Consider the following 24477-nt stretch of genomic DNA (forward strand, 5'->3'; position numbering starts at 1 on the left):
CTACTTGTCTCCAATCCACCACTGGATCGCCCATGGCGCCAGCGCGTCGCCCTGCCGGCCCCAGATCAATGTGCCGCTGGCCGCGGGTGCGGTCACCGCTTTGTCAGATAGATTGGCGCGCAGCACCAACAGGCTGTCGTCACTCATCGTCCAGTTCGCAATCAGCAATCCGTCGGCGTGCTCGACTTTGCCGAAGCGGGCGCCAATGCTGCGCGGCACGATGTGCTGCTTCCGCATCCGCAGCAGGTCGCGCACCATGGCCCAGCGTCGCTTGCCGGCGCCGTCGCGCATCTCCCAGTCGATCTTGGCATTGTCGAAGGTCGCGGCATCCAGCGGATCGGGAATGTCGTCGCCATATTTTTCATAGGCGCTGGCGAATTCCTTCTTCCGGCCATTACGCACGGCATCCGCGAGATCACCCTGGAAATCGCAGAAGAACGGGAACGGCACTTTCGAACCCCATTCCTCGCCCTGGAACAGCATCGGCACCATCGGCGCCAGCAGCGTGATGGCCAACGCCGCCTCGACTGCCAAGGGATCGGCAATCGCCTCGAGCCGGTCGCCAAGGGCGCGGTTGCCGATCTGGTCGTGGTTCTGCAGGAAGTTGACAAAAGCCGATGGCGGCAACGCGCCGCTGGGCTCGCCACGTTCCTCGCCGCCGCGATGCGCTGAAGGCTGGCCCTGATAAGCGAAGCCGGAGCCGAGCGCCTGCACGACGTGATCTATCGGGCTGGGCGCGTAATCGGCGTAGTAGCCCTTGTCCTCGCCGCTGAGCAGCACATGCCAGGCGTGGTGATAATCGTCATTCCACTGCGCACGATACTTGCCACGCGCCGGATTGGTAACAGGATCGAGCAAGGCGGCACGGTTATCGTCGTTCTCTAGCACAAGATGGATCTGCCGGCCGGTGTCGGCCGCAAGCTTGCCCACTTCGCGCGAGAGTTCATGCAGCATCGGCACGTCGCCGGGCTCGGTGATGGCGTGCACGGCGTCGAGGCGCAGGCCGTCGAAGCGATAGTCGCGCAGCCACATCAATGCATTCTCGATCGCATAGGCCCGAACGGCAGGCAGGCGATAGTCGATCGCCGAGCCCCAGGGGGTCTGCGCGTCGCAGAAGAAGGTCGGCGCATAGGCGCCGATGTAATTCCCTTCCGGGCCGAAATGGTTATAGACCACGTCAAGAAACACGCTGATCCCGCGCAGATGCGCTTCGTCGATCAGCGCCTTGAGATCATCGGGGCGGCCATAGACGTGATCGGGTGCGTAGAGCAGCACGCCGTCATAGCCCCAGTTGCGGGAGCCAGCGAAATCGGCGAGCGGCATCAGCTCAAGCGCGGTGAAACCGGTTTTGACGAGATGATCGAGCTTGTCGATCATGGCGCGATAGGTGCCATCCTGCGTAAACGTGCCGACATGGGTCTCCAGCAGCACGGTCTCGTCCCATGGCCGTCCACGCCAGTCAGCGGCGCGCCACTGATAGGCAGTGTGATCGATGATCTCGCTGGGGCCGTTGACATCCTCGGGCTGGAACGACGAGCCGGGATCGGGCACTTCTGTCTTGCCGTCGATGCGGAAGCGATAGGTGGCGCCGGCCGTGACGCCCGGCACATCGACGCTGTACCAGCCATCCTCCTCTGCCGTCATCGCCACCGGTTGATCCAGCATAACCTCGACACGGCCGGCAGCTGGCGCCCAGAGGCGAAAGGTGGCGCCCTTGTCGGTCAGACGTGGTCCAAAACTACGCGCGCTCATGCAGGTGTCCCCGCGAATGCGAGAACGGAGCGCGGCGGCGCGTCCACATCGGCGCCGGGGGGCAGGATGGCGATAGAGAGATTGTCGTCGGCAGTGTTCAGCACTTGGCGCCAGCTCTTGAATTCGGTGAGTTTCGGCAGCTTGAAGGGAATGCCCTCAGGCGCCGCGTTCAGGACGATGAACAACGGATTGCCGCCCTTTTCGTTCGAACTCAGCACGTAAGAAAGGAACCGGCCGTCCGGAAATGCCCAATCGGCCTCGGTCATCTCATCGGCGGACGGTGTCAGCCACAACACGCCATAGCTGCCATCGGCGCGGCGCCCGTCGAGCCATTTTTGCGCGGTGATCTGCGGGAAGCGTTTGCGCATCTGCGCCATGTGGCCGATGAAGTCGGTGAGGTCGTCGTCCCTGTTGCCGAGGCCGCTCCAGTCCACCCAGCCGATCTCGTTGTCCTGGCAATAGGCATTGTTGTTGCCGCCCTGGCTGTTGCCGACCTCGTCGCCGGCGAGCAGCAGCGGCACGCCCTGGGCGAGATACAGGCAGGCGAGCTGGTTCTTCCTCAGTTGCCGGCGCAGGGCGTTGATCGCGGGATCGTTGGTCGGTCCCTCGACGCCGAAATTATTGCTGTGATTGTCGGTGGAGCCGTCGCGATTGTCCTCGCCATTGGCCTCGTTGTGTTTCTCGTTATAGGCAAACAGGTCGGCCAGCGGGAATCCGTCATGCACGGTGACATGATTGATGCCGGCGCGCTGCTTGCGGCCGTCATGGTTGAACGTGTCCGACGAGCCCGTCATGCGGCGCGAGACGTCGCCGATCAGTGAGCCTTCGCCGGCCCAGTAGCGGCGCATGGCGCTGCGATATTTGTCGTTCCATTCCGACCATTGCGACGGATAGGCGCCGACCTGATAGCCGCCCATGCCGAGATCCCACGGCTCGGCGATCATTTTGGCATTGGCCAGCACCGGGTCCTGCCGGATCGCGGTGAGGAAACCGCTATTGCGGTCAAAGCCGTTCGGGCCGCGCGCCAGTTCGGTGGCGAGATCGAAGCGGAAGCCGTCAACATGGCAGACCTCAACCCAGTAGCGCAGCGAATCCATCACCATCTGCAGCACGCGCGGATGGGTGAGGTTGAGCGATGAGCCGCAACCGGTGAAGTCGTCATAGTAACGCGCATTGTCCGGCATCAGCCAATAATAGGAGGCGTTGTCGATGCCGCGGAATGACAGTGTCGGACCGAGATGGTTGCCCTCGGCCGTGTGGTTGTAGACGACGTCGAGGATCACCTCGATGCCGGCATCGTGCAGCCGGGCGACAGTGGTGCGGAACGCATCGAGGGGATTGTCGGCGCCGTAGCGCGCTTCTGGCGCGAAGAAGCTGAGCGTGTTGTAGCCCCAGTAATTGACCAGCTTCATCTCGACGAGGCGCCGGTCATCCACAAAGGCGTGCACGGGCAACAGCTCGACGGAGGTAACACCGAGCCGCTTGAGGTGATCGATCATCGAAGGCGAAGCGAGGCCGCGATAGGTGCCGCGCAGTCCTGCCGGCACATCCTTGCGGCCCATGGTGAGGCCCTTGACATGTGCCTCATAGAAAATCGTGTCTTCCCAGGAAATGTTTGGCGGCGCTTCGCGGCGACCCCAATTGAAGGTTTCATCGACGACCACGGCTTTGGGCATGCCGCGGGCATTATCGCGGCGGTCGAAGGAGAGGTCTTCGCGCGATGAGCCGGTGCGATAGCCGAAATGCGCGTCGCTCCAGACAAGGCGTCCGGCAAGCTTCTTCGCATAGGGATCGAGCAGCAGCTTGTGCGCGTTGAAGCGGTGGCCGTGCTCGGGCTCATACGGCCCATGCACCCGGTAGCCGTAGAGCTGGCCCGGCGAGATGTCGTTGAGATAGCCGTGAAAAACGTGCTCGTTATATTCCGGCAGTTCGATGCGTTCGAGTTCGCGGCGGCCTTGGCCGTCGAACAGGCACAACTCGACCTTGGTGGCGTTGGCGGAGAACAACGCAAAATTCGTCCCCCGCCCGTCCCAGCTTGCGCCGAGGCGGGAAGGCGTTCCGGCTGACAGGCGCATCGATTAAGCTTCCGGTCGTAGAAAAATAGCTGCGAGGGGCGGCAATGTCAGGCTGAGTTCAGGCACAAGTCCGACAGCGGTCACTTCGCCGGAATTGCCGACATTGCTACCGCCATAAATTCCGGCGTCGGAATTCAAAACCTCGCGCCACTTGCCGGTGAACGGCACGCGAACGCGATAGTCGCGATAGACGTTAGGTGAGAAATTCACGACGATGAGGCACTGTTCGCGCGGCGCGTTGCCCTTGCGCAGCCAGGCGAAGACATTGTTGCCGGCGTCGTCGGTCACCATCCACTCGAAGCCTGCAGGATCGCAATCGAGTTCGTGCAGTGCGGGCGTGTCGCGATACAGCGTGTTGAGATCGCGGATCAGCGAATGGATGCCGGCATGCTTGTCCTGCTCGAGCAGGTGCCAGTCCAGCGAATGATCGTGATTCCACTCACGTTCCTGGGCGAATTCGCAGCCCATGAACATCAGCTTCTTGCCGGGATGACCGAACATGAAGGCGTAATAGGCACGGAGATTCGCAAAACGCTGCCAGTCGTCGCCGGGCATGCGGCCAAGCAGCGAGCGCTTGCCGTGCACGACCTCGTCATGGGACAGCGGCAGGATGAAGTTTTCCGAGAACGCGTATTGCAGCCCGAACAGGATGTCGTTGTGCTGATATTTGCGATAGATCGGATCCTTGCTGATGTAATTCAGCGTGTCGTGCATCCAGCCCATGTTCCACTTGTAGCCGAAGCCGAGCCCGCCGAATTCGACCGGACGCGACACCTGCGGCCATGAGGTGGATTCTTCCGCTGCCGTGGTGGCATTGGGGAATTTGCCGAACACTTCGCGGTTGAAGCGGCGCAGGAATTCGATCGCCTCGATATTCTCGCGGCCACCATATTTGTTCGGGATCCAGGCACCTTCCGCGCGGCTGTAATCGAGATAGAGCATCGAGGCCACGGCATCCACGCGAAGACCGTCGATATTGTAGCGGTCCATCCAGAACAGCGCGTTGGAGACCAGAAAGTTCACCACTTCCGTGCGCCCGTAATTATAGATCAGCGTGCCCCAGTCCATATGCCGGCCCTGTAGCGGGTTGGCATGTTCATAAAGGGCGGTGCCATCGAACTGGCCAAGGCCATGCGGATCGTCAGGGAAGTGGCCGGGCACCCAGTCGAGCAGCACGGCCAGACCTTCGGCGTGGCAGGCGTCGATCAGTGCTGCAAAATCCTCGGGCGAGCCGAAGCGGCTTGTCGGCGCATACATGCCGGTGGGCTGATAGCCCCATGAGCCGTCAAAGGGATGCTCGTTGACGGGCAGGAATTCGATATGGGTGAAGCCGATATCCTTGGCGTATTGCGGCAGTGTTTCGGCAAGATCGCGATAGCTCAGCCATTCATTGTCGCCCTTGCGGCGCCACGAGCCGAGATGCACCTCATAGATCGACATCGGCTTGCCGAGCGCATTGATGCCTTCGGGCGCCGGGCGCGGCAACGGGACCTTTGTCTCGTCCAGCACGATTGACGCCGTCGATGGGCGGACTTCCGCGGAAAACGCAAATGGATCGGACTTCAGCGGCACCTGGCCGTGCGGGCCGATGATGTCGAACTTGTAGTGATTGCCGGCCGTGGCGCCGGGCACGAACAGCTCCCAATAGCCCGCGCCACGCACCCGCATCGGATGCCGGCGCGAGTCCCAGAAGTTGAAATCGCCGACCACGCTGACGCGCTTGGCATTGGGGGCGAGCACCACGAACGCCACGCCGGCAATGCCATCGATCACCCGCGGATGGGCGCCGAGCTTGTCATAGATGCGCTGGTCGGTGCCTTCGCCGAGCAGATAGAGATCGAAATCGGTCAGCAGCGGCGGGAAGCGATAGGGGTCTTCGAGATCGACGACGCTGTCGCCGAATTTGGCGCGGAGCTGATATTTTGTCGATCCATTGGCCAGCGGGCCGACGAACAGGCCAGAGTCATGCACCCGCTCCAGCGGCGTGGTGGCACCGTGGTCGTCGATGGCATCCACCTTGACGGCGTCCGGCAGGAAAGCGCGCACCACCGTGCGGTCGTTCTCCTTGTGCGGCCCGAGATAATGGAACGGGTCCGAGTGACGTCCCTCGATGATGGCATAGGCTTCGGCGGGAAGATTGGTCATACGGATTCCTTCGGCTCACCGTTCAAGATACGCAACAAACCGGCGAGCGGTACGCGCAGCCAATCGGGGCGATGTGCGAGTTCGTATTCGATCTCGTAGAACGCTTTCTCGATCAGGAAGAATTTGAGCATGTCATCGGCCGCCTTTGCGTCCGCCGGCCACAGCCGCTTGTCGGTCATCGCCTCGCGATAGGCCTCGACGAACGCGTCGATGGCACGGTCGCGCCACGAGGTGAGGGCGGTGGCGAGCTTGCCGTTCTCGTCCGGCGCGACCTTCTCTGCGCGTTCCAGCGCGGCGGTGGCGGAATAATCGATGGAGCGGATCAGGCCGGCAACATCGCGCGCGGCCGGTGCCTTGCGACGACGATCGGCGATGGCGCGGCGTGGCTCGCCTTCGAAATCGATGATGAAGATGTCGTCCTTGACGATCAGCATCTGGCCGAGATGGAAGTCGCCATGATGGCGGATCTTCAATCCATCGATTTTTGCAGGCAGCAGGCTGTTCAACGTGTCGCGAAGATCGTTGCGCAGGGCCAGAACCGCATCGATCAGGCCGCGGTCCTGTTCACGGGCGCCATTGCGACGCTGCGCAAGCAGGCTGAACACCGGCTCTGCGCGGGTGACGATCTCGTCGGTCCAGAGCCCGATATCTGCATCGCTCGTCGGCTCGGGCTTGAAGTCAGCGATATCATCGCGGCTTGCCAGCGCGATCTGCATTTCGGCAACGCGCAGGCCCGTCTGCGTCATATAGCGGAGATAGGCGTTCTGGTCCTCGCTCATCTCATGGCCGTCATCTACGGCAAGCAGCCGCTCGCGCTCGACAAAACGGTCGAGATAGCCGGATGAGACGGTCCAGGCGTCGCCCTGGTTCTGTACGAACGCATGCACGATGGAGACGGCGCTGCGCTCGTCACCTTCGATCAGCTCGATGCTGCCGAGCAATGCCGGTGTATTGGCGAATCCGGCAATCTCGGTGAGGAAGTGACCGACTTCGATCTCCGGATTGATACCGGTCTGCAGCTTGCGATAGATTTTCACCACATAGTCGCTATCGACCAGAGCGGTCGAATTCGACTGTTCGGTTTCCACGGCCCGGATATTCTCGAGCTTGTGCTGTGGCTTGTCGGTGAGCTTCTTGGTCGGGCGGAATTCGAGTTTAATGCCTTCGACTTCCTCCACCGTCACCGAGTTGCGCAGATTGTACAGCAACAGCGAGATGAAGATCTCGTCGGTGGCGACATCCAGCAGCGTACCCTCGCGCGCGCCCTGGCGCACGGCAGCAAACGCCTTCGGGTTGTAACGGTCGCGATCGAAGCGCACCCAGTCGATCTGCATGGGCAACACATAGCGGGATTTGGTGCCGCGCTGGGTGGTCTCGAAGAACACCAGCCATGGCCGGTTGTCGCCGATCAGCGCGAACGGTGTTGCCGAGGTCAGCGTCGGCTGGATCGCCTTGGCATTGCGTTCGGGATACCAGCGCGAGCGTGACAGGAAGCCCGGCAACACGTCGTGCTCGAATACGCCGCGCGTGCGCGCCAGCGTCATCCAGGTCGAGCCGAGCGGCACCACCAGCGTTTCGAATTCCGGCACAACAGCCGGCTGCGAGTGTTCGGAAACGTCGCGCTTCTCGAGCTGGAACCAGTAGAAGCCATACGGCGCCAGCGTGACCATATAGGGCAGCTCGCCGATCGGCGGGAATTTGGTGCGGCCGAGCATTTCCAGCGGCACGCGCTCCTTCCACGGCGACAGGTCAAGCTCGGTCGCCTGCGCGGCGCGCGACAGATTGGCGACGCAGAGGATCACCTCGTCACCATACTGACGCACATAGCACAGCACCGAGCGGTTTTCCGGCCGGATGAAGGTCATGGTGCCGCGGCCAAAGGCCAGCGTCGACTTCCTCACGGCAATGAGACGCTTCGTTGCCGACAACAGTGACGACAGGCTGCGCGATTGCGCTTCCACATTCACGGATTCGTAGCCGTAGATCGGATCCATGATCGGCGGCGCATAAAGACGTGCGGGGTCGGCGCGGGAGAAGCCGCCATTGCGGTCCGGCGCCCACTGCATCGGCGTGCGGACGCCGTTGCGGTCGCCGAGATAGATGTTGTCGCCCATGCCGATTTCGTCGCCATAATAGATGATCGGCGTGCCCGGAAACGACAGCAGCAGCGAGTCCAGCAATTCGATCTTGCGGCGATCATTGTCCATCAGCGGCGCGAGGCGGCGCCGGATGCCGACATTGATGCGCGCACGCGGATCATTGGCGTAAGTCGACCACAGATAATCGCGCTCGACATCGGTGACCATTTCCAGGGTCAGCTCGTCGTGATTGCGCAGGAACATGGCCCACTGGCAGTTGTCCGGAATGTCCGGCGTCTGCCGCATGATGTCGGTGATCGGGAAACGGTCTTCCTGCGCCAGCGCCATATAGATGCGCGGCATCAGCGGGAAGTGATAGGCCATGTGGCATTCGTCGGAATTGCCGAAATATTCCTGCACGTCCTCCGGCCACTGATTGGCTTCGGCCAGCAGCAGGCGGCCCGGCGCATAGGCGTCGAGCTCGGCGCGCAGATGCTTGATGACCTTGTGGGTCTCCGGCAGGTTCTCGTTATTGGTGCCGTCGCGTTCGATCAGATAGGGGATGGCATCGAGACGGAATCCATCCACGCCGGCATCGAGCCAGCGCTTCATTACCTGCACCACGGCCGATACGACGCGCGGGTTGTCGAAGTTCAGGTCGGGCTGATGCGAGAAGAAACGGTGCCAGTAATAGGCCTTGGCTTCCGGATCCCACGTCCAGTTGGATTTCTCCGTATCGGTGAAGATGATCCGGGTGCCGTCATATTTCTTGTCACTGTCGCTCCACACATACCAGTCGCGTGCGGATGATCCTGCCGGACTGCGACGGGCGCGCTTGAACCAGTCGTGCTGGTCCGATGTGTGATTGATGACGAGCTCGGTGATGACACGCAGGCCCCGGCGCTTGGCTTCGTGGATGAAGCGCTTGAAGTCCTTCATCGTGCCGAAGTCGGGATGGATCGTGCCGTAATCGGCGATATCATAGCCGTCATCGCGGCCCGGCGACGGATAGAACGGCATCAGCCACAATGTGGTGACGCCGAGCTCCTGCAGGTAATCCAGTTTCTCGGTCAGGCCCGCGAAATCGCCGATGCCGTCATTGTTGCTGTCAGCGAAGGTTTTCACATGCAGCTGGTAGATGATCGCGTCCTTGTACCAGAGCGGATCGATCGCATTGTTCGGCGGCGCCACGTCGGTCTTCGGCTTGATGTCGGTCATCACATTCATTACGGGCGCTTTCAGGCGAGGCAGCGGAACAGGGCGGCAGGGTCGCGTTGCGGATCGATACGCAGGCGGATGCCGCCCCATTCGACGCCGTGGCGCTCACCGGTGATGATGTTTTCGACGGCGGCGACATTGCGCGTCTCGCCATCGACGAGGATCTGGGTGTCGATGGGCAGCCAGAACTCGTAGGCCTCGCGCGAGATTGCGATGGCACCGGCAACCGTGTTGGTGCCATCTACCGAGGTCTTCACAAAGCCAATGATGTTGTCGTTTTCGACCGGCATGAAGCGCAAATTGGAGATCTGCTGCAGCGCCGGATTGGCGCGACGGGCAAAGTTCAACGCCGTGATATACGGGATGATGTTGCCCGGCTTGTGCCAGTCACGCGTCTTGATCTCGTATTTCTCGGAATCGAGATATTCTTCCTTGCCCGGAATGGCCTCGTGTTCGAGCAGCTCGAAGCCGTTATAGACGCCATAGACCGATGACAGCACCGCCGCCAGCGCCACGCGCGACTTGAACATCCACTGCTCACCCGATTGCAGGTGATAGGGCAGGATGTCCGGCGTGTTGACGAAGAAATTCGGCCGATAATATTCGCGCTCGGGATAGCGACACAGCTCGTTGAGATATTGCTCGATCTCCCACTTGGCGGTGCGCCAGGTGAAATAGGTGTAGCTCTGCGAGAAACCGAGCTTCGCCAGGCCCTTCATCAGCTTCGGTCGCGTGAACGCTTCGGCGAGGAACAGCGCGTCCGGATGCTTCAGCTGCACCTCATGGATCGCCCATTCCCAGAACCGCAGCGGTTTTGTGTGCGGATTGTCGATGCGGAAAATCTTGACGCCCTGATCGCACCAATAGAGCAGCATGTCGCGCAGCGCATTCCACAGCGAGCCGGCATCGTCGCAGGTGAAGTCGGGATTGTGGATGTCCTGATATTTTTTCGGCGGATTCTCGGCATATTTCATCGAGCCGTCCGGCCGGCGCTTGAACCAGTCCGGATGCTGCTTGACCCATGGATGATCCGGCGAGCACTGCACGGCGACGTCGATCGCGACTTCCATGTCGTGCTGCTTGCAGGCCGCGATCACCGCATGGAAATCCTCCAGCGAGCCGAGATCGGGGTGGATGGCGTCATGGCCGCCTTCCTTGCCGCCAATGGCATAGGGACTGCCGACATCGCCGGGCTCGGCGGTCAGCGAATTGTTCTTGCCCTTGCGGTTGGTCTCGCCGATCGGGTGGATCGGCGTGAAATACAGCACGTCAAAACCCATCGCGGCGATCTCGGGCAGGCGTTCGATGCAATCGCGAAACGTACCATGCTGGCCGGGCACCTTGCTCTGGCTGCGCGGGATCATCTCATACCAGGCGCCATTGCGGGCGCGCTCGCGGTCGATCATCAACGGCAGCAGCGCAGAGCGGGTGAGATCCGGGCGCGGTTGCGCCTCGGCCATCGCCTCACGCAGTTTCGGCGAACGCAGCGGCTCGGTCTCGCCGGTCTGCAGATAGGCCTCGCATTGCTTGACGATGAAAGCCGACGCTTCTTCCCCGCCGGACTGCGCCTTGGTCATCATCCCGGCGCCTTCCAGCGCGTCGAGCGTGACATCCTGGCCGGCCTTCAGCTTCAGGTCGAAGCCGTGGCGCCAGGTGGCGAATTCGTCGGTCCAGGCCTCGATGGCATAGACATAGCGGCCGATGGCCGTGGGTGTGAAGGTGCCGTGCCAGCGGTCGTTGACGTCCATCGTCATCGGCGCCCGCTGCCAGTCGCGATCCTGCTCGCGGCGCCAGACGATGGCGGCGTCGATGATCTCGTGACCGTCGCGATAGATATCCGCCCAGACCTCGATGGCTTCGCCCGCAATGCGTTTGACCGGAAAGCGACCGCCATCGATGATGGGGTAGATATCCTCGATATGGAACGCGCCGCCCATGGCGGTGCTTGCAGTGGTCTGAGATGTTCTGTTCACGGTGATGCCATCAACAAGAGGGATGTCTGCGCCCGTGTGGAGACAAGACGCTGCAATTGTATAAGAAGCCTCGTGACAGGGGTTTGGTTCCCCATGGAACCGAGCTTAGGACATTGCGTTGAAAACTGGCTATCCTCTTCGTTAACCTCCTGAAATCTCGCAGCAACTTGGAATTGTTCCGCAGTTGTTTGCCCTGCAAAGTGCGTGCCGAATGGACCTTGACGCCAAAGCCGCCGAACTCGGCATCCAGACCGGTTTTCACGACGGACAGGGGCAGTGGCACACCACTGACGCCGCCGCGCTGAAGATCATTCTCGACGCGCTGCCGGTGCGCGCCCCGCGCCGTTTTCTCGATCATGTGGTGGCGCTGCCGGCGGGCGAGGGTGGCCGGACGCAGCTCACCGAGGCTGTGACAGGGCCGCTGAAATGGGAGGTGTGGGACGGCGATCGGCTCGTGGCCGAGGGCTCGGCCAATGGCCGAGAGATCGCCTGGCCGGCCGATCTGCCCATCGGCGTGCACCGCCTGCGGCTGGCAGACGCCTCGCTTTATTCGGAAGAGGCCGCCCTCGTGGTGGCGCCGGGCAAGGCCTATGCCGGCACATTCGAACGCAGCTGGATCGTGGCCGTGCAACTCTACGGCCTGCGCTCGGAGCGCAATTGGGGCATCGGCGATTTCACCGACCTGCAGAGTCTGATTCGCGCCGGGGCCCGTCTCGGGGCCGGTGGCGTGGGTCTGAACCCGCTGCATGCGCTGTTCGACGATCGCCCATCCGAATGCAGCCCGTATTCGCCGAACAGCCGGCTGTTTCTCAATCCGCTCTATATCGATGTCGAGGCGCTGCCGGAATTCACCGGAGCCGCCGATAGCGAACTGGCGCCGCTCCGGCGCTCGACGCTGGTGGATTACCCGGCCGTCGCGACCGCCAAATGGAAAGCCCTGCGCGCCGCCTTCGACGTCTTTCAGGCCGATGCAAAATCACCGCGTCAGGCCGCCCTCGCTGCATTTCGCAACGAGCGCCCGCTGCTGACGCGCTTCGCCTGTTTCGAGGTGCTGCGCCATCGCTATCAGAAAGCCTGGTGGGATTGGCCGACCGAATGGCAGCATCCCGACGACGCCAGATGCGCCGAGCTTCGCGCCGGCCCTGATGGCGCCGAAGTCGCCTTCATCGAATATGTGCAATGGAATGCCGATCTTCAGCTCAAGGCCTGTTTCGATCTCACCATCGAACTGAAAATGCCGGTCGGCCTCTATCTCGATGTCGCCGTCGGCGTACAGGCCGGCGGCTTCGATGCCTGGAATGAGCAGGTCGCGATCTCGCGGCATCTCTCCGTCGGCGCGCCGCCCGATGCGCTGCAGCCCGCCGGCCAGAACTGGGGCCTCGCCGGCTTCAACGCGGCCGGCCTGGAGTCCAAGGGCTTTGCGCCGTTCAAGGAGATGCTGCGCGCCTCCATGCGTTACGCCGGTGCCATCAGGCTCGATCACGTGCTCGGCCTCAACCGCCTCTATGTCGTGCCGCACGGCTATCGGCCCAATAACGGCGCCTATGTCAAAATGCCGCTGGAGGCGCTGCTCGCCGTCACCGCGCAGGAAAGCGTCGACAACAATTGCGTCGTCATCGGTGAAGATCTCGGCACCGTCCCGGACGGTTTCCGCGATCATATGGCAGCATGGGGCATCTGGTCGTATCTCGTGATGATGTTCGAGCGCGACGAGCGCTACGCGTTCCGCGGCATCGATTATTACCAGCCGAATGCACTGGTGACCTTCAACACCCACGATCTGCCGACCTATAGCGGCTGGCGCAGCTATCACGACCTGCAGCTCAAGCGCTCCATCGGCATCGATCCCGGCGAGAGCGACGATGCGCGCCGCTATGCCCTGCAGATGCTGGACGAGGTGCTGCGACAGAATGGCATCGACCGCACCGATTTCTACGGCGTCGCTCACTTTCTCGCGCGCACGCGGACCCGTCTCGAAGCCATCGCGTTGGAAGATCTGCTTGGCGTCACCGATCAGCCGAATATTCCCGGCACAATCGACGAGCATCCCAACTGGCGGCAGCGTCTGCCCGCCACCGTGGAGCATCTCGTGGACAGCATCGATCGCGACGCCCTGAAGATTGCGACTGCGGAGAGGAGTTCGTCCGCAGTGACCTAACCCTTGTCAGCGGCGGAGACATCTTGTTCAGCAATATCGAAGACTACGCTCTGATCGGCGATTGTGAGACCGCCGCGCTCGTTAATCGCAACGGCTCCATCGACTGGCTGTGCTGGCCGGCGTTTGATTCCGATGCCTGTTTCACCGCATTGCTTGGCACCAAGGATCATGGTCGCTGGCTGATTGCTCCCGCCGCGCCGATCAAGACCTGCAAGCGGCGCTATCGCGGCGACTCGCTGATCCTGGAAACGACGCTGGAGACCGACGACGGCGCCGTCACGCTGATCGATTTCATGCCGCCGCGTGGGGCCGCCTCCGACATCGTCCGCATCGTGCGCGGCGAGCGTGGCACCGTGAAAATGCGGATGGAAATGATCATCCGCTTCGGTTTCGGTACCGCCATTCCATGGGTGAAGCGCGACGACGATGGCGCGCTGCTGGCGATCTGCGGGCCGGATATGGCGGTGCTGCACACGCCGGTGGAGACCCATGGCGAGAACCTCACCACCGTCGCCGAATTCGAGATCAAGCAGGGCGACAGCGTGCCATTCGTGCTCACTTACGGGCCCTCGCATCTGAAGGTGCCCGCGGCGATCAATGTCGATCACGCGCTGAAGGACACCGAGGAATTCTGGAAGGAATGGAGCGGTCGCTGCACCTATAAAGGCGAGCATCGCGATCTGGTGATGCGCTCGCTGATCACGCTGAAGGCGCTGATCTATGCGCCGTCCGGCGGCATCGTGGCTGCGCCAACCACATCGCTGCCCGAAAAGCTCGGCGGCAGCAGAAACTGGGACTACCGCTTCTGCTGGCTGCGCGACGCGACCTTCACCCTGCTGGTGTTGATGAACAGCGGCTATACCGACGAAGCGCGCGCCTGGCATCATTGGCTGCTGCGCGCCGTGGCCGGCTCGCCGTCCGAGATGCAGATCATGTATGGCATCATGGGCCAGCGTCGCCTGCTGGAATGGGAGGCCGATTGGTTGCCAGGTTATGGCGGCGCGCTGCCGGTGCGCATCGGCAACGCCGCCCATGCGCAATTGCAGCTCGACGTCTATGGCGAGCTGATCGACAGTTTCCATCAGAGCCGCGTGGCCAAGCTTGATCTCGACGACGGCACCTGGGCGGTGGAAGGCGAGATTCTCGAACATCTGGCTTCGGTGTGGAGCCGCCCGGATCACGGCATCTGGGAGCGCCGCGGCAACGGCAAGCATTATGTGCTGTCGAAAGTGATGTGCTGGGTCGCCTTCGACCGGGCCATCAAGAGCGCGGAGATGTTCGATCTCGAAGCGCCGCTGGACAGATGGAAAGCGCTGCGTGACGAGATTCACCGCGACGTCTGCGAGAAGGGCTTTGACCCCCGCGAAAACACCTTCGTTGAATCCTATGGGTCTGACACATTGGACGGCGCCATCCTGTTGCTGCCCGCCGTCGGCTTCCTGCCGATCGACGATCCCCGCGTGACGGGGACTATCGCCGCCACCGAAAAATACCTGATGCGTGATGGTTTTGTGTTGCGCCACGATCCGCGCGAGGTCACCGGCGAAATCCAGCCGGCGGAAGGCGCGTTTCTCGCCTGCTCATTATGGCTGGCCGAGGCCTATATCCAGATGGGCGAGATCGCGAAAGCGGAAGAACTGTTCGACCGCGTCGTCGGCGTCGCCAATGATGTCGGGCTTCTCGCGGAAGAATATGACAGCGGCGCCAAGCGCCAGACGGGCAATTTTCCGCAGGCGCTCACGCATATCGCGTTGATCGCGGTGGCCCATAATCTGGCGGGGGCGAAGCGGCCGCAGGAGAAAAAGAAGGAAAGGGCGAAGTGAAGCGAGCGACACCCCAACCTCTGTCCCTCATGGTGAGGAGGCGCGTAGCGCCGTCTCGAACCATGAGTTGACCGGGTTCAGAGCCTGCGGCCATCCTTCGAGACGCCGCTGCGCGGCTCCTCAGGATGAGGGACGGAGAAGCGAGCTGGGATTACTGTCCTGAGCAAGTCGAGCCAAAAATACCCCATCGCTTTATGAGTCAGACGCTCAGGATGAGGGCTATGTTTGAGGAATCGACGCTACGAAACAGCATTCCTCTTCAAGATAATCTCCACCGCCCCCGCAAATCCCTCATCCTCATTCGACGTCGTGACATCCGTCGCCTGCGCTTTCACGGCGTCACTCGCATTCCCCATCGCCACCGACATCCCGGACACGGCGAACATGGGCAGATCATTCCGCATATCGCCCACCGTCGCGATCGCCTCCAGCGAGATGCCAAGCCGCTCCGCCATCGCCTTCACGAACGTCCCCTTGCTCTGGTTCGGCGGCGTCACGTCGAGATAATAATTCTGCGACCGCACGGCGACCGCGCTGTCACCCAGCACCTGCTGCATCTCGGTCTCGCAGCGCTCCAGCAGCGGGAAGTCTGAACTTGCGCCGACGATCTTGCAGGCCTTGGCGTAATACGGGCCAAAATCCTCCACCATCAATGGCGCATGCTGGATGGTGTCGCGCTCATGCGGCACATATTTGCCGTCGTCGCGCTTGATGACCCAGTCGTCATTGGTGAAGATCCAGACATCGACGCCATATTTGTCGAGGATCTCGATGCTCTTGCGCGCCGCCGCCTCGCCGATCAGATGCTGCACCATCGGCTTGAGATCACCATCCACCATCGATGAGCCATTGAACGGCCCGATCGGCAGCGTGATGCCGAGTGGCTCGATGAGGAAGCGCATGCCCACGGGGGGACGGCTCGACGTAATGGTGAAGCCGATGCCGTTGTCTTCCAGTTTCTTGACCGCGGCCTTGGCCTTGTCGGTCAGCCGCTTGTCATGGGTCACCAGCGTGCCGTCCACATCGGAAACGACGAGAGCGATCTTGGTCATGGTGCGATCCTTCAGGTCGGCAGTTGCTTCATGATGGCATCCACGATGCCGTCAATCTCGTCGTCGATGGACACCGTGATGACGCGCTCATCGGGGCCGGGCACTTCCAGCGTCTTGAACTGGCTGTCCAGCAGCGACGGCGGCATGAAGTGATTTTTGCGCGCCGCCATGCGTTTGGCGATCAGCTCCTTCGATCCATCGAGATAGACAATGCGAATATCGTGCCGGCCATGCACCAGCAGATCGCGATAGACGCGCTTCAGTGCCGAACAGGCAACGACCAGCCTGCCGCCTTCGGCAGTGACGCGGTCGATCTCGTCGGCAATGCTTTGCAGCCAGGGCCAGCGATCCTCGTCAGTGAGCGGCTGGCCCGCGCGCTGTTTTTCGACATTCGCGGGTGGATGAAAGTCGTCGCCGTCCGCAAACCGCCAGCCGAGCCGGTCGGCCAAAGCCTTCCCGATCGAGCTCTTGCCCGAGCTCGACACGCCCATCACGATCAGTGCCTTCGGCGCCGGATCAGACACTGTCGCCCTCCGGCAGGGCCGCGCGATCGCAGAGCCAAATCGTTTCGCCATGCGAGCGCGCACGATTGGCGGGCAGATCCTCGCCCGCCAGCACACGGCCGAGAATGGCACGCTTGTCCTCGCCGCTCATGAGAAACAGCATCTCATGGCAGGAGGCGAGGGGCGGCAGCGTCAGGCTGACACGTGGCACGAACGGCTTCACATGCGCCTCTGGCACGCCGACCACCCAGCGATCCTTGACCTCGATGCCGGGATAGCCGGGAAACAGCGACGCCACATGGCCATCCGGCCCGACGCCGAGCAGCACGAGATCGAAGAGCGGCTTGGCGGGGTCGAGCTTGTCGCTGCCGTAGAACGCCTGCAGCTCGCGCGCATAGAGCGCCGCGGCTTCATCAGGCTTGGCCGCGTCCGTCTTGATCGCATGAACATTTGCAGCCGGCGCGCAGGCATCGAGAAACGCACCCATGGCCATCGCCATATTGTTCAGCACATCGCTCTCTGGCACGAAGCGGTCGTCGCCGATGAACCAGTGCACGCGCTCCCAGGGGATGCGCTTGCGATAGGCATCCGTCGCCAGCAGCTCATACAGCCGCTTCGGGCTCGACCCGCCCGTGAGGCAGATCGCGGGCCTATCCTTGTTTGCGTCGATCCGTTTGATCAGCCGCTCGGCCGCCGCAGCCGCGAGGGCCGCTGCATCCGAGACTTCGATGATGGTGCGGTGCTCTGCCATCAGCTCAGGATACGCCAGCTGCGGCCGTCGCGCTTGAGCAGTTCATCGGCTTCCTCCGGTCCTTCGCTGCCGGCCTTGTAGGTCTTGAGCCCATCCTTGCCGGCCTTCTTCCAGGCGTCGAGGAAAGGCTGCACCGCGCGCCAGCCGGCTTCGACACTGTCGGCGCGCTGGAACAGGATATTATCGCCGATCATGCAGTCATAGATCAGCGTCTCGTAGCCGGTGGCCGGCGAGGCATTGAAGTAATCCTTGTAGCGGAACTTCATCTCGACGCCGTCGATATTCACGGCGGGGCCGGGCACCTTGGTGTTGAATTTCAGCGAAATGCCTTCATTCGGCTCCACCGCGATGACGAGATAGTTCTCGGCGAGCTTCTCCATCGACATGTCCCGGAACATGGCGAACGGCGCCTGCTTGAACTTGATTGCCACTTCGGTGCGCTTGACGCCGAGCGCCTTGCCGGTGCGCAGATAGAACGGCACGCCGGCCCAGCGCCAGTTGTCGATCATCAGTTTCAGCGCGGCATAGGTCTCGGTGGTCGAGCCCGCTTTGACGTCCTCGGTCTTGAGATAATCCCCAATGTCGTCATTACCGACATGGCCGGCTGTATATTGCGCGCGCACCGAATTCGTCAGCGCCTCTTCCTCGGATTGCACAGTGACAGCGGCCAGCACTTCGGCCTTTTCCGAACGCACCGCATTGGCTTCGAAGCGCGACGGCGGCTCCATGGCGACCAGCGAGAGCAGCTGGAACAGATGGTTCGGCACCATGTCACGCAGCGCGCCGGTGGCGTCATAGAACGAGCCGCGATGGCCGACGCCGAGCTTTTCGTCCACGGTGATCTGCACGTGGTCGATATGGTTGCGATTCCAGATCGGCTCGAAAATGCCATTGGCAAAACGCAGCACCAGGATGTTCTGCACCGTCTCCTTGCCGAGATAGTGATCGATCCGGTAGATCTGCTGCTCGTTCATCAGGCTGAGCAGCTTCGTGTTCAGCTTCTGCGCCGATTCGAGATCAGTGCCGAACGGCTTCTCGACGACTAAGCGGCGCCACGAGCCATTTTCCTTGAGCATGCCGGTGCGGCCGAGCTGTTCGGCGATCGGTGCAAAAGCTGACGGCGGCGTGGCGAGATAGAACAGGCGATTGCCACCAGTGCCGCGCGCGTCCTCGAGTTTGTCGAGCTGCTCTTTCATCTTGTCGAAGCTGTCCGGCTCGCTCGGATCGGCTTCGATGCAGGTGACGCAGTTCAAGAGCTTCTGCGCAATCGCATCATCCACGGGCCGCGTCGCATATTGCTTGAGGCCCTTCATCAGGTCCTCGCGCAACGCATCGCCGGTCATGCCCTTGCGCGCAATGCCGACCACGCAGAATTTTTCCGGCAGCAGATCGGAGGCCTGCAGATTATAGAGCGCTGCAATCACGAGGCGATGGGCGAGATCGCCGGTGACGCCAAAAATGACGAAAGCACAGGGATCGGGCTTTTTGGTCTTGTCGCTGGTCTTGGCAATCACGGCGGGCTCCGTCGTTTATTTCACGATGTTTGGCGCGTCCTGCCGCTTCGGATCCGGATGCTGATCGGGCTCTTTATGGCCGCCGAAACCGGCGCGCATCGCGGATAGAATCTTTTCTGCAAATGTATGTTCCTGCCGCGAGCGGAAGCGCGCGAACAGAGCGGCGGTCAGCACTTCGGCCGGCACCGCTTCATCGATCGCCGCATTCACTGTCCAGCGACCTTCGCCTGAGTCTTCGACGAAGCCGGAATACTCTTTCAACTCGCCGCTCTTGGCCAATGCCGATGCCGTGAGGTCGAGCAGCCATGACGGAATGACACTGCCGCGGCGCCAGACTTCGGCGATGTCGGGCAGGTTGAGATCGTAGCGATGCGCTTCCGGCAGCGCCTCGATATTGGCGTTCTTGAGAATATCGAAACCTTCGGCATAGGCCTGCATGAGGCCATATTCGATGCCGTTATGGATCATCTTGACGAAATGTCCGGCGCCAACGGGCCCGGCATGGATATAGCCCTCTTCGATGCGCGGATCGCGGCCATCGCGGCCGGGCGTGCGCGGGATGTCGCCGATGCCGGGCGCCAGCGTCTTGAAGATCGGATCGAGCCGATCGACCACTTCCTTCTCGCCGCCGATCATCATGCAGTAGCCGCGATCGATACCCCAGACGCCGCCGGAGGTGCCGACATCCACATAGAACAGGCCCTGCTTCTTCAGCGCCTGTCCGCGGCGCACATCGTCCTGCCAGAAGGTGTTGCCGCCATCGATGATGGTGTCGCCGGGCTCCAGCAACTTGGTGAGCGCATCAATCGTCGTTTCGGTGATATGGCCCGCAGGCAGCATCACCCAGACATGGCGCGGCTTGGCCAGCTTCTGGACGAAATCTGCGAGCGACGATCCGCCCACCGCGCCTTCGCCGGCGAGGCCGGTGACGGCCTTGGCGTCCTTGTCATAGACCACCGCGGTGTGGCCGTTCTTCATCAGGCGGCGGACAATATTTCCGCCCATTCGGCCGAGGCCGATCATGCCGAGCTGCATTGGTGTGGTCCTAAGATGAGGGAAATTGATAGAGCTTTGGAAACTGCCGCAGACGCCGTAGATCACCTCTCACCACCTGGGAGAGCTCGACCTGCGAAGCAGGGCGGGTGAGGGGGCGCACCGCGTGACGTCCGAATGTGTGGCTCCCCCTCACCCGGCGCTGCGCGCCGACCTCTCCCCGGTGGGGAGAGGTGAAGCGGCAGCGGCGTTCAGGGTGAGTGAGGTGCATCTCGACTCCTAGTTCAGTGCGGTTGATATCGCCTTGTCGAGCGCTTTGAGCCCTGCCTTCAGATCGCCTTTCAAATGCACGCGCAGAGCGCGGCGGCTGCGATCGGTGAGCACCTCGAAATCGCCACGTGCCTGCGCCGCCTTGATGACGCCGAAGGAGGCACGGTAATCCGGGATCGCGAGATCCTTGGCATCATCCGCCGTGATCTGCAGGAACACGCCGGAGTCCGGTCCGCCCTTGTAGGCCTGCCCGGTCGAATGCAGGAAGCGTGGGCCGAATTCGGCGCAGGTCGCGACCTTCTTCTTGTCGCGCACCGCCATCCGCATCCCCTGCAGCGTGTCGATATGCGCGGCATCACGTTCGACATAAGCGAGCAAAGCGACATAATCGCCCGGTGTCACGCGGCGGAAATGCGCCTTCAGCCAGGAGGCGAGATCGCCATTGGCACCGGCCTTCTTCAGCAGTTCGGCATTGGCCGTGTCGGTGTAAAGATCGGCCTCAGCAGACGACACCACCGGTGTCTCCGGCGGCAGCGCGCCGGTCTTCTCGAAGGCCGATGTCAGCTCGCGCGTCTTGATCTTGGCGTCTTCCACATCGGGCTGATTGAACGGATTGATGCCGAGCACCGCACCGGCCACAGCCGTTGCGATCTCGAAACGGAAGAATTCCTGCCCGAGATGTTCGATCGACGGCAGCGTGATGCGCGTGACGATATGGCCGGCCTTTTCCAGTGCCGCCAGCTTGTCGTCATGCGCCCTGTCGTTTTCGCCCTCGACGCGAAGGTCAATGAAGAACCGATCGTCACCATAGACCGAGGGGGCGCCCAGCTCTTCACCATCGATCGGGATCAGGCCCTTGCCATCCTTGCCGGTGGATTCGGCAATGAGTTGTTCGGCCCATGCGCCAAAGTCGGCGATCTTCTTCGAGGAGAGAATAGTGACCTTGTCACGGCCATCGATCCCGGCATGGCCCATCGCAAGCCCGAGCTGCACGCCCGGATTTTCCACCGGCGGCACGTCCGGCCCGCAGGAGCGGACCATCGACAGCGTATGCTCCAGCAGCTTCGACAGATCGAGCCCCGCAGCCGCAGCCGGCACGAGGCCGAACGGCGACAGCACGGAATAACGGCCACCGATGCTGGGATCGCCGTGGAAGATGCGCGCGAATGTCTGCTCGCCGGCGACCTTCTCCAGCGACGAGCCGGGATCGGTGACGGCAACAAAGTGCCCTCCGGCCTTGTCGGCGCCGACCGCCTTGCTCACTTCGCCGAAGAAATAGTTCTTCATCACATTCGGTTCGGTGGTGCCGCCCGACTTGCTCGACACGATGAACAGCGTCTTGGCGATAGTCACGGTCTTCGCCAGCGTCGCGACCTGTGCGGGATCGGTGGAGTCCAGTACGTGCAGCTTGGGGAAGCCCGCGACATGCGGGAAGGTCACCGCCAGCACTTCTGGCCCGAGGCTCGAGCCGCCCATGCCAAGCACCACGGCATCGGTGAAACCCTCAGCCTTCACCCATTTGGCGAAATCAGCGTAGTCCGCAAGTTTTGCCTTTTCGGCAGACACGCTGTTCAGCCAGCCCAGCCACTTGGCTTCATCGCTGCCGGTCCAGACCGTCGCATCCTTGTGCCAGAGCCGGCGGATCTTTGCCGATGCGCGCCATTCCTCGGTGGATTTTTCGACCGTCTTCTTCAGCGTATCGCCAAGCGCCAGCGCCTGGGTGCCGACGGCCTTGCCGAGCGAGGTCGCGCGCTTGTGTGCCACGGCGCCATAGAGCTTGTCGGCGGCGTCGGCAAACAGCTTGACGCCATCGGCGACGAGATCGGTGGTGATCTTGTCTAGCGAAATGCCGGTCTTGGCGAAATCCGCCAGCACCGTTGTCGCCTCGTCGATGTTCTCTTCCAGGCTGTCACGCACTTCGCCATGGTCACGGAAAGCATCCAGCGTGGCCGGCGGCACGGTGTTCACCGTATCCTTGCCGATCAGCTCCTCCACATACATGGTGTCGCGATAGTCCTTGCTCTTCACGCCGGTGGAGGCCCACAGCAGCCGCTGCGGCTGCGCGCCCTTGGCCTTGAGCTTGTCCCAGCGCGGGCCGGCGAACAGTTTCAGATATTCCTGATAGGCCAGCTTGGCATTGGCGATCGCCACCTTGCCCTTCAGCGCCTTCAGGCGCTCCTTCTCGGCGGGATCATTCGCCTGCGCGATCTTCTCGTCCAGTTGCTTGTCTGCCTGCGCGTCGATGCGGCTGACGAAGAACGAGGCGACGCTGGCAACATGCGAGGGATCGCCGCCGCCCGCGGTGAATTTTTCAATGCCCCTCAGATAGGCCTCGGCGACTTCGATATAGGTCTTCTGCGCGAACAGCAGCGTGACATTGATGCTGATGCCTTCGCCGATCAGGTGCTCGATGGCGGGGATGCATTCCTGCGTCGCCGGCACCTTGACCATCAGGTTCGGCCGCTTGACGCTTTTCGACAGCCGTTCGGCCTCCGCGATCGTCCCCTTGGCATCGAGAGCCAGATAGGGCGACACTTCGAGGCTCACAAAGCCATCCTGTCCTTTGGTTGCGTCAAACACCGGTTTCAAGACATCGGCGGCATGCTGGATATCTTCCACCGCCAGCGCTTCGAACAGCTCGGCCGGCGATTTGTCGCCCGATTTCAATGCAGCTGCGATCGGCGCGTCATATTCGTCGGACGAGCCGATGGCCTTCTCGAAAATCGCCGGGTTCGACGTCACGCCCTTCACGGCGTCGGTGTCGATCAGCTTCTTCAGGTCGCCCTTGGCGACGAAACCGCGGGCAAGGAAGTCCAGCCAGACGGCCTGACCATGGGATTCGAGTGCTTTGACGGGATTCATGATGCTCTTCGGTTCTATTGTGTCAAAGGCGAACGGCGCGCGCGCGCAAGCCGGTTCCGATGATCGCCCCAAACCCCTACGCATGGCAAGGCGAAGGGTTCCATTTCGCCCTGATCGCAATCTCGTGTGCGGGGCAAGATGACGATTGTGTAAATTTTGAGCGACGGCAGGCGGTCACGGCCGGATATAGGCGAAGCCCTGCGCCTGTAGCTCGGCGATTCTCACCACGCCACCTCTGTCGGCCACTGCAAATCCCGGCAGCAGGCCGTCTAGCGCCACGTCCTGCGCTTTCATGGTGTTCTTGCAGGCCGCAAAACCGACACCTGCCTTGGCCAGTTTCGCCACGCGCTGGGTGATGTCCGGATTGGCACCGTTACGATGAAAGCCGCGCAGCGCCGGACCGAGCACGACCAGCACGATGCTGACATGCTCCGGCCCGTCCATTCCATCGAGATGGTTCTGGATATTGCCGAGGGCGAAATTCACGCGGTCGCTGTCGGCGAGGTGATAAACGACCTTCTGCCTGGCGATCGGTGCCTCAGTTGCGGCTTGCGCCGGCGTCGCGACCCATCCTGCGCCGAGCGAGACGAGCGCGCTCCACAGCATGTTGCGTCGGTTCATGACGTCCTCCTCATCGCGACGGTCACGGCCGCTTGCTGCGCAGGGCCGCCAGCTCCTTGCGATCGGTGATCAGCGCCTCGCAATCCTTGATATTGGTGCGATCGAGCCGGAAGATCTTGTCGTCGGCACCGGCCGAGAGCTCTTCGCCGTCGTCGTCTGGCTTGTTGTTCTGCCAGATGCGGACACGTTCGAGCCGAACGCGCGTTGCATCGGCCGTCTTGCCAAGACCGATCTCGATGCCGCCGCCGTCGCAATCGACGCTGCAGCCGAGCCGCACTTCGCCGTCGGTCTCCTTGCTCTGGACGGTGTGGCAGGCGCCGCTGGAATCCCAGTCGCCCTTGCGGTGGCGATATTTGAAGCCGAGCCGGAACGAATACGGCGTGCTGCTCTCTTCCGGCGGATGGCCGAAGGTCACCAGCAGCTTCATGGCAGCGACCTTCTGCTTCGGGTGCCGCGCCAGATGGTCGGCGTCGTAGCGGCGCGTGAAGCAGGCATAGGTCAGCCCCTTGGCAGCGGGCGGCTTGGCAAAAAGCGTGGTGTTGAAGGATGTGACCTTGGCGGGATCGATTTTCGCCGGCTCCTCGCTCGCCGTGGCAGCCGTCGTGGCCAGCATTGCGGTCGCGACGAAGGTCATGATGGCAAAGGGCACGCGGCTCATGGGCGTCTCGCAAGATGAGGCGGCCCGTCTG

Annotated in this window: 15 protein-coding genes; 2 read left to right on the forward strand and 13 right to left on the reverse strand. The window is 62.1% G+C overall.

Annotated elements, in window-relative coordinates; translation table 11 throughout:
- Genes treZ through AC1RQ5_RS10450 form a run of 5 tightly spaced genes read right to left on the reverse strand, consistent with a single transcriptional unit; the run spans nucleotide 1 to nucleotide 11205 of the window.
- Entirely contained in the window at nucleotides 1-1752 is a 1752-nt protein-coding gene (gene treZ / locus AC1RQ5_RS10430; RefSeq protein WP_493198763.1) for a malto-oligosyltrehalose trehalohydrolase, read from the reverse strand.
- Nucleotides 1749-3827: a glycogen debranching protein GlgX gene (gene glgX / locus AC1RQ5_RS10435; protein ID WP_493198765.1), complete on the reverse strand. Its 2079-nt coding sequence runs from the start codon at nucleotides 3825-3827 to the stop codon at nucleotides 1749-1751. The genes treZ and glgX overlap by 4 nt, the downstream gene beginning before the upstream one ends.
- Before the next feature lie 3 nt (nucleotides 3828-3830).
- Nucleotides 3831-5972, reverse strand: a complete 2142-nt coding sequence (gene glgB, locus AC1RQ5_RS10440; protein ID WP_493198767.1) for a 1,4-alpha-glucan branching protein GlgB — start codon at nucleotides 5970-5972, stop codon at nucleotides 3831-3833.
- Nucleotides 5969-9277 (reverse strand): maltose alpha-D-glucosyltransferase, encoded by a 3309-nt coding sequence (treS, locus tag AC1RQ5_RS10445; protein ID WP_493198768.1) that lies wholly within the window; start codon nucleotides 9275-9277, stop codon nucleotides 5969-5971. Before treS ends, glgB begins: the two co-directional genes overlap by 4 nt.
- A gap of 11 nt (nucleotides 9278-9288) precedes the next feature.
- Nucleotides 9289-11205, reverse strand: a complete 1917-nt coding sequence (locus AC1RQ5_RS10450; protein ID WP_493203376.1) for an alpha-1,4-glucan--maltose-1-phosphate maltosyltransferase — start codon at nucleotides 11203-11205, stop codon at nucleotides 9289-9291.
- A 247-nt stretch (nucleotides 11206-11452) separates the two neighbouring features.
- Here AC1RQ5_RS10450 and malQ point away from each other — a divergent pair, with 247 nt between their 5' ends.
- Complete coding sequence (malQ, locus tag AC1RQ5_RS10455; RefSeq protein ID WP_493198770.1) at nucleotides 11453-13399, forward strand: 4-alpha-glucanotransferase; 1947 nt, start codon at nucleotides 11453-11455, stop codon at nucleotides 13397-13399.
- Nucleotides 13400-13422: 23 nt separating this feature from the next.
- Nucleotides 13423-15222, forward strand: coding sequence for a glycoside hydrolase family 15 protein (locus tag AC1RQ5_RS10460; RefSeq protein WP_398477533.1), 1800 nt, complete (start codon nucleotides 13423-13425; stop codon nucleotides 15220-15222).
- 239 nt (nucleotides 15223-15461) lie between these two features.
- Here AC1RQ5_RS10460 and AC1RQ5_RS10465 read toward each other — a convergent pair whose 3' ends face one another.
- The 8 genes from AC1RQ5_RS10465 to AC1RQ5_RS10500 all read right to left on the reverse strand — a co-directional run bounded on the left by AC1RQ5_RS10465 (nucleotide 15462) and on the right by AC1RQ5_RS10500 (nucleotide 24446).
- Entirely contained in the window at nucleotides 15462-16274 is an 813-nt protein-coding gene (locus tag AC1RQ5_RS10465; RefSeq protein WP_398477531.1) for an HAD family hydrolase, read from the reverse strand.
- Between the two features lie 11 nt (nucleotides 16275-16285).
- Nucleotides 16286-16765, reverse strand: a complete 480-nt coding sequence (locus tag AC1RQ5_RS10470) for a gluconokinase (RefSeq protein WP_493203378.1) — start codon at nucleotides 16763-16765, stop codon at nucleotides 16286-16288.
- 25 nt (nucleotides 16766-16790) lie between these two features.
- The gene (gene pgl / locus AC1RQ5_RS10475) at nucleotides 16791-17528 is read right to left on the reverse strand and encodes a 6-phosphogluconolactonase (protein ID WP_493198773.1); all 738 of its coding nucleotides are present in this window, start codon (nucleotides 17526-17528) and stop codon (nucleotides 16791-16793) included.
- Nucleotides 17528-19039, reverse strand: a complete 1512-nt coding sequence (zwf, locus tag AC1RQ5_RS10480) for a glucose-6-phosphate dehydrogenase (protein ID WP_493203379.1) — start codon at nucleotides 19037-19039, stop codon at nucleotides 17528-17530. The genes pgl and zwf overlap by 1 nt, the downstream gene beginning before the upstream one ends.
- Nucleotides 19040-19057: 18 nt before the next feature.
- Nucleotides 19058-20077 carry a phosphogluconate dehydrogenase (NAD(+)-dependent, decarboxylating) gene (gene gnd / locus AC1RQ5_RS10485; protein WP_493198774.1) on the reverse strand — a complete coding sequence of 340 codons (1020 nt, stop codon included), beginning with the start codon at nucleotides 20075-20077 and terminating at the stop codon, nucleotides 19058-19060.
- A gap of 237 nt (nucleotides 20078-20314) precedes the next feature.
- Nucleotides 20315-23167 (reverse strand): bifunctional transaldolase/phosoglucose isomerase, encoded by a 2853-nt coding sequence (locus AC1RQ5_RS10490; RefSeq protein WP_493198776.1) that lies wholly within the window; start codon nucleotides 23165-23167, stop codon nucleotides 20315-20317.
- 174 nt (nucleotides 23168-23341) lie between these two features.
- A complete protein-coding gene (locus AC1RQ5_RS10495) occupies nucleotides 23342-23788 on the reverse strand; it encodes a DsrE family protein (RefSeq protein ID WP_493198778.1) in 447 nt (148 codons plus the stop codon).
- A gap of 22 nt (nucleotides 23789-23810) precedes the next feature.
- On the reverse strand, nucleotides 23811-24446 hold the full coding sequence (locus AC1RQ5_RS10500; protein ID WP_398477520.1) for a hypothetical protein: 636 nt from the start codon (nucleotides 24444-24446) through the stop codon (nucleotides 23811-23813).
- Nucleotides 24447-24477 lie beyond the last annotated feature (31 nt).

Source organism: Tardiphaga sp. GW821-FHT12E02 (assembly GCF_058807155.1).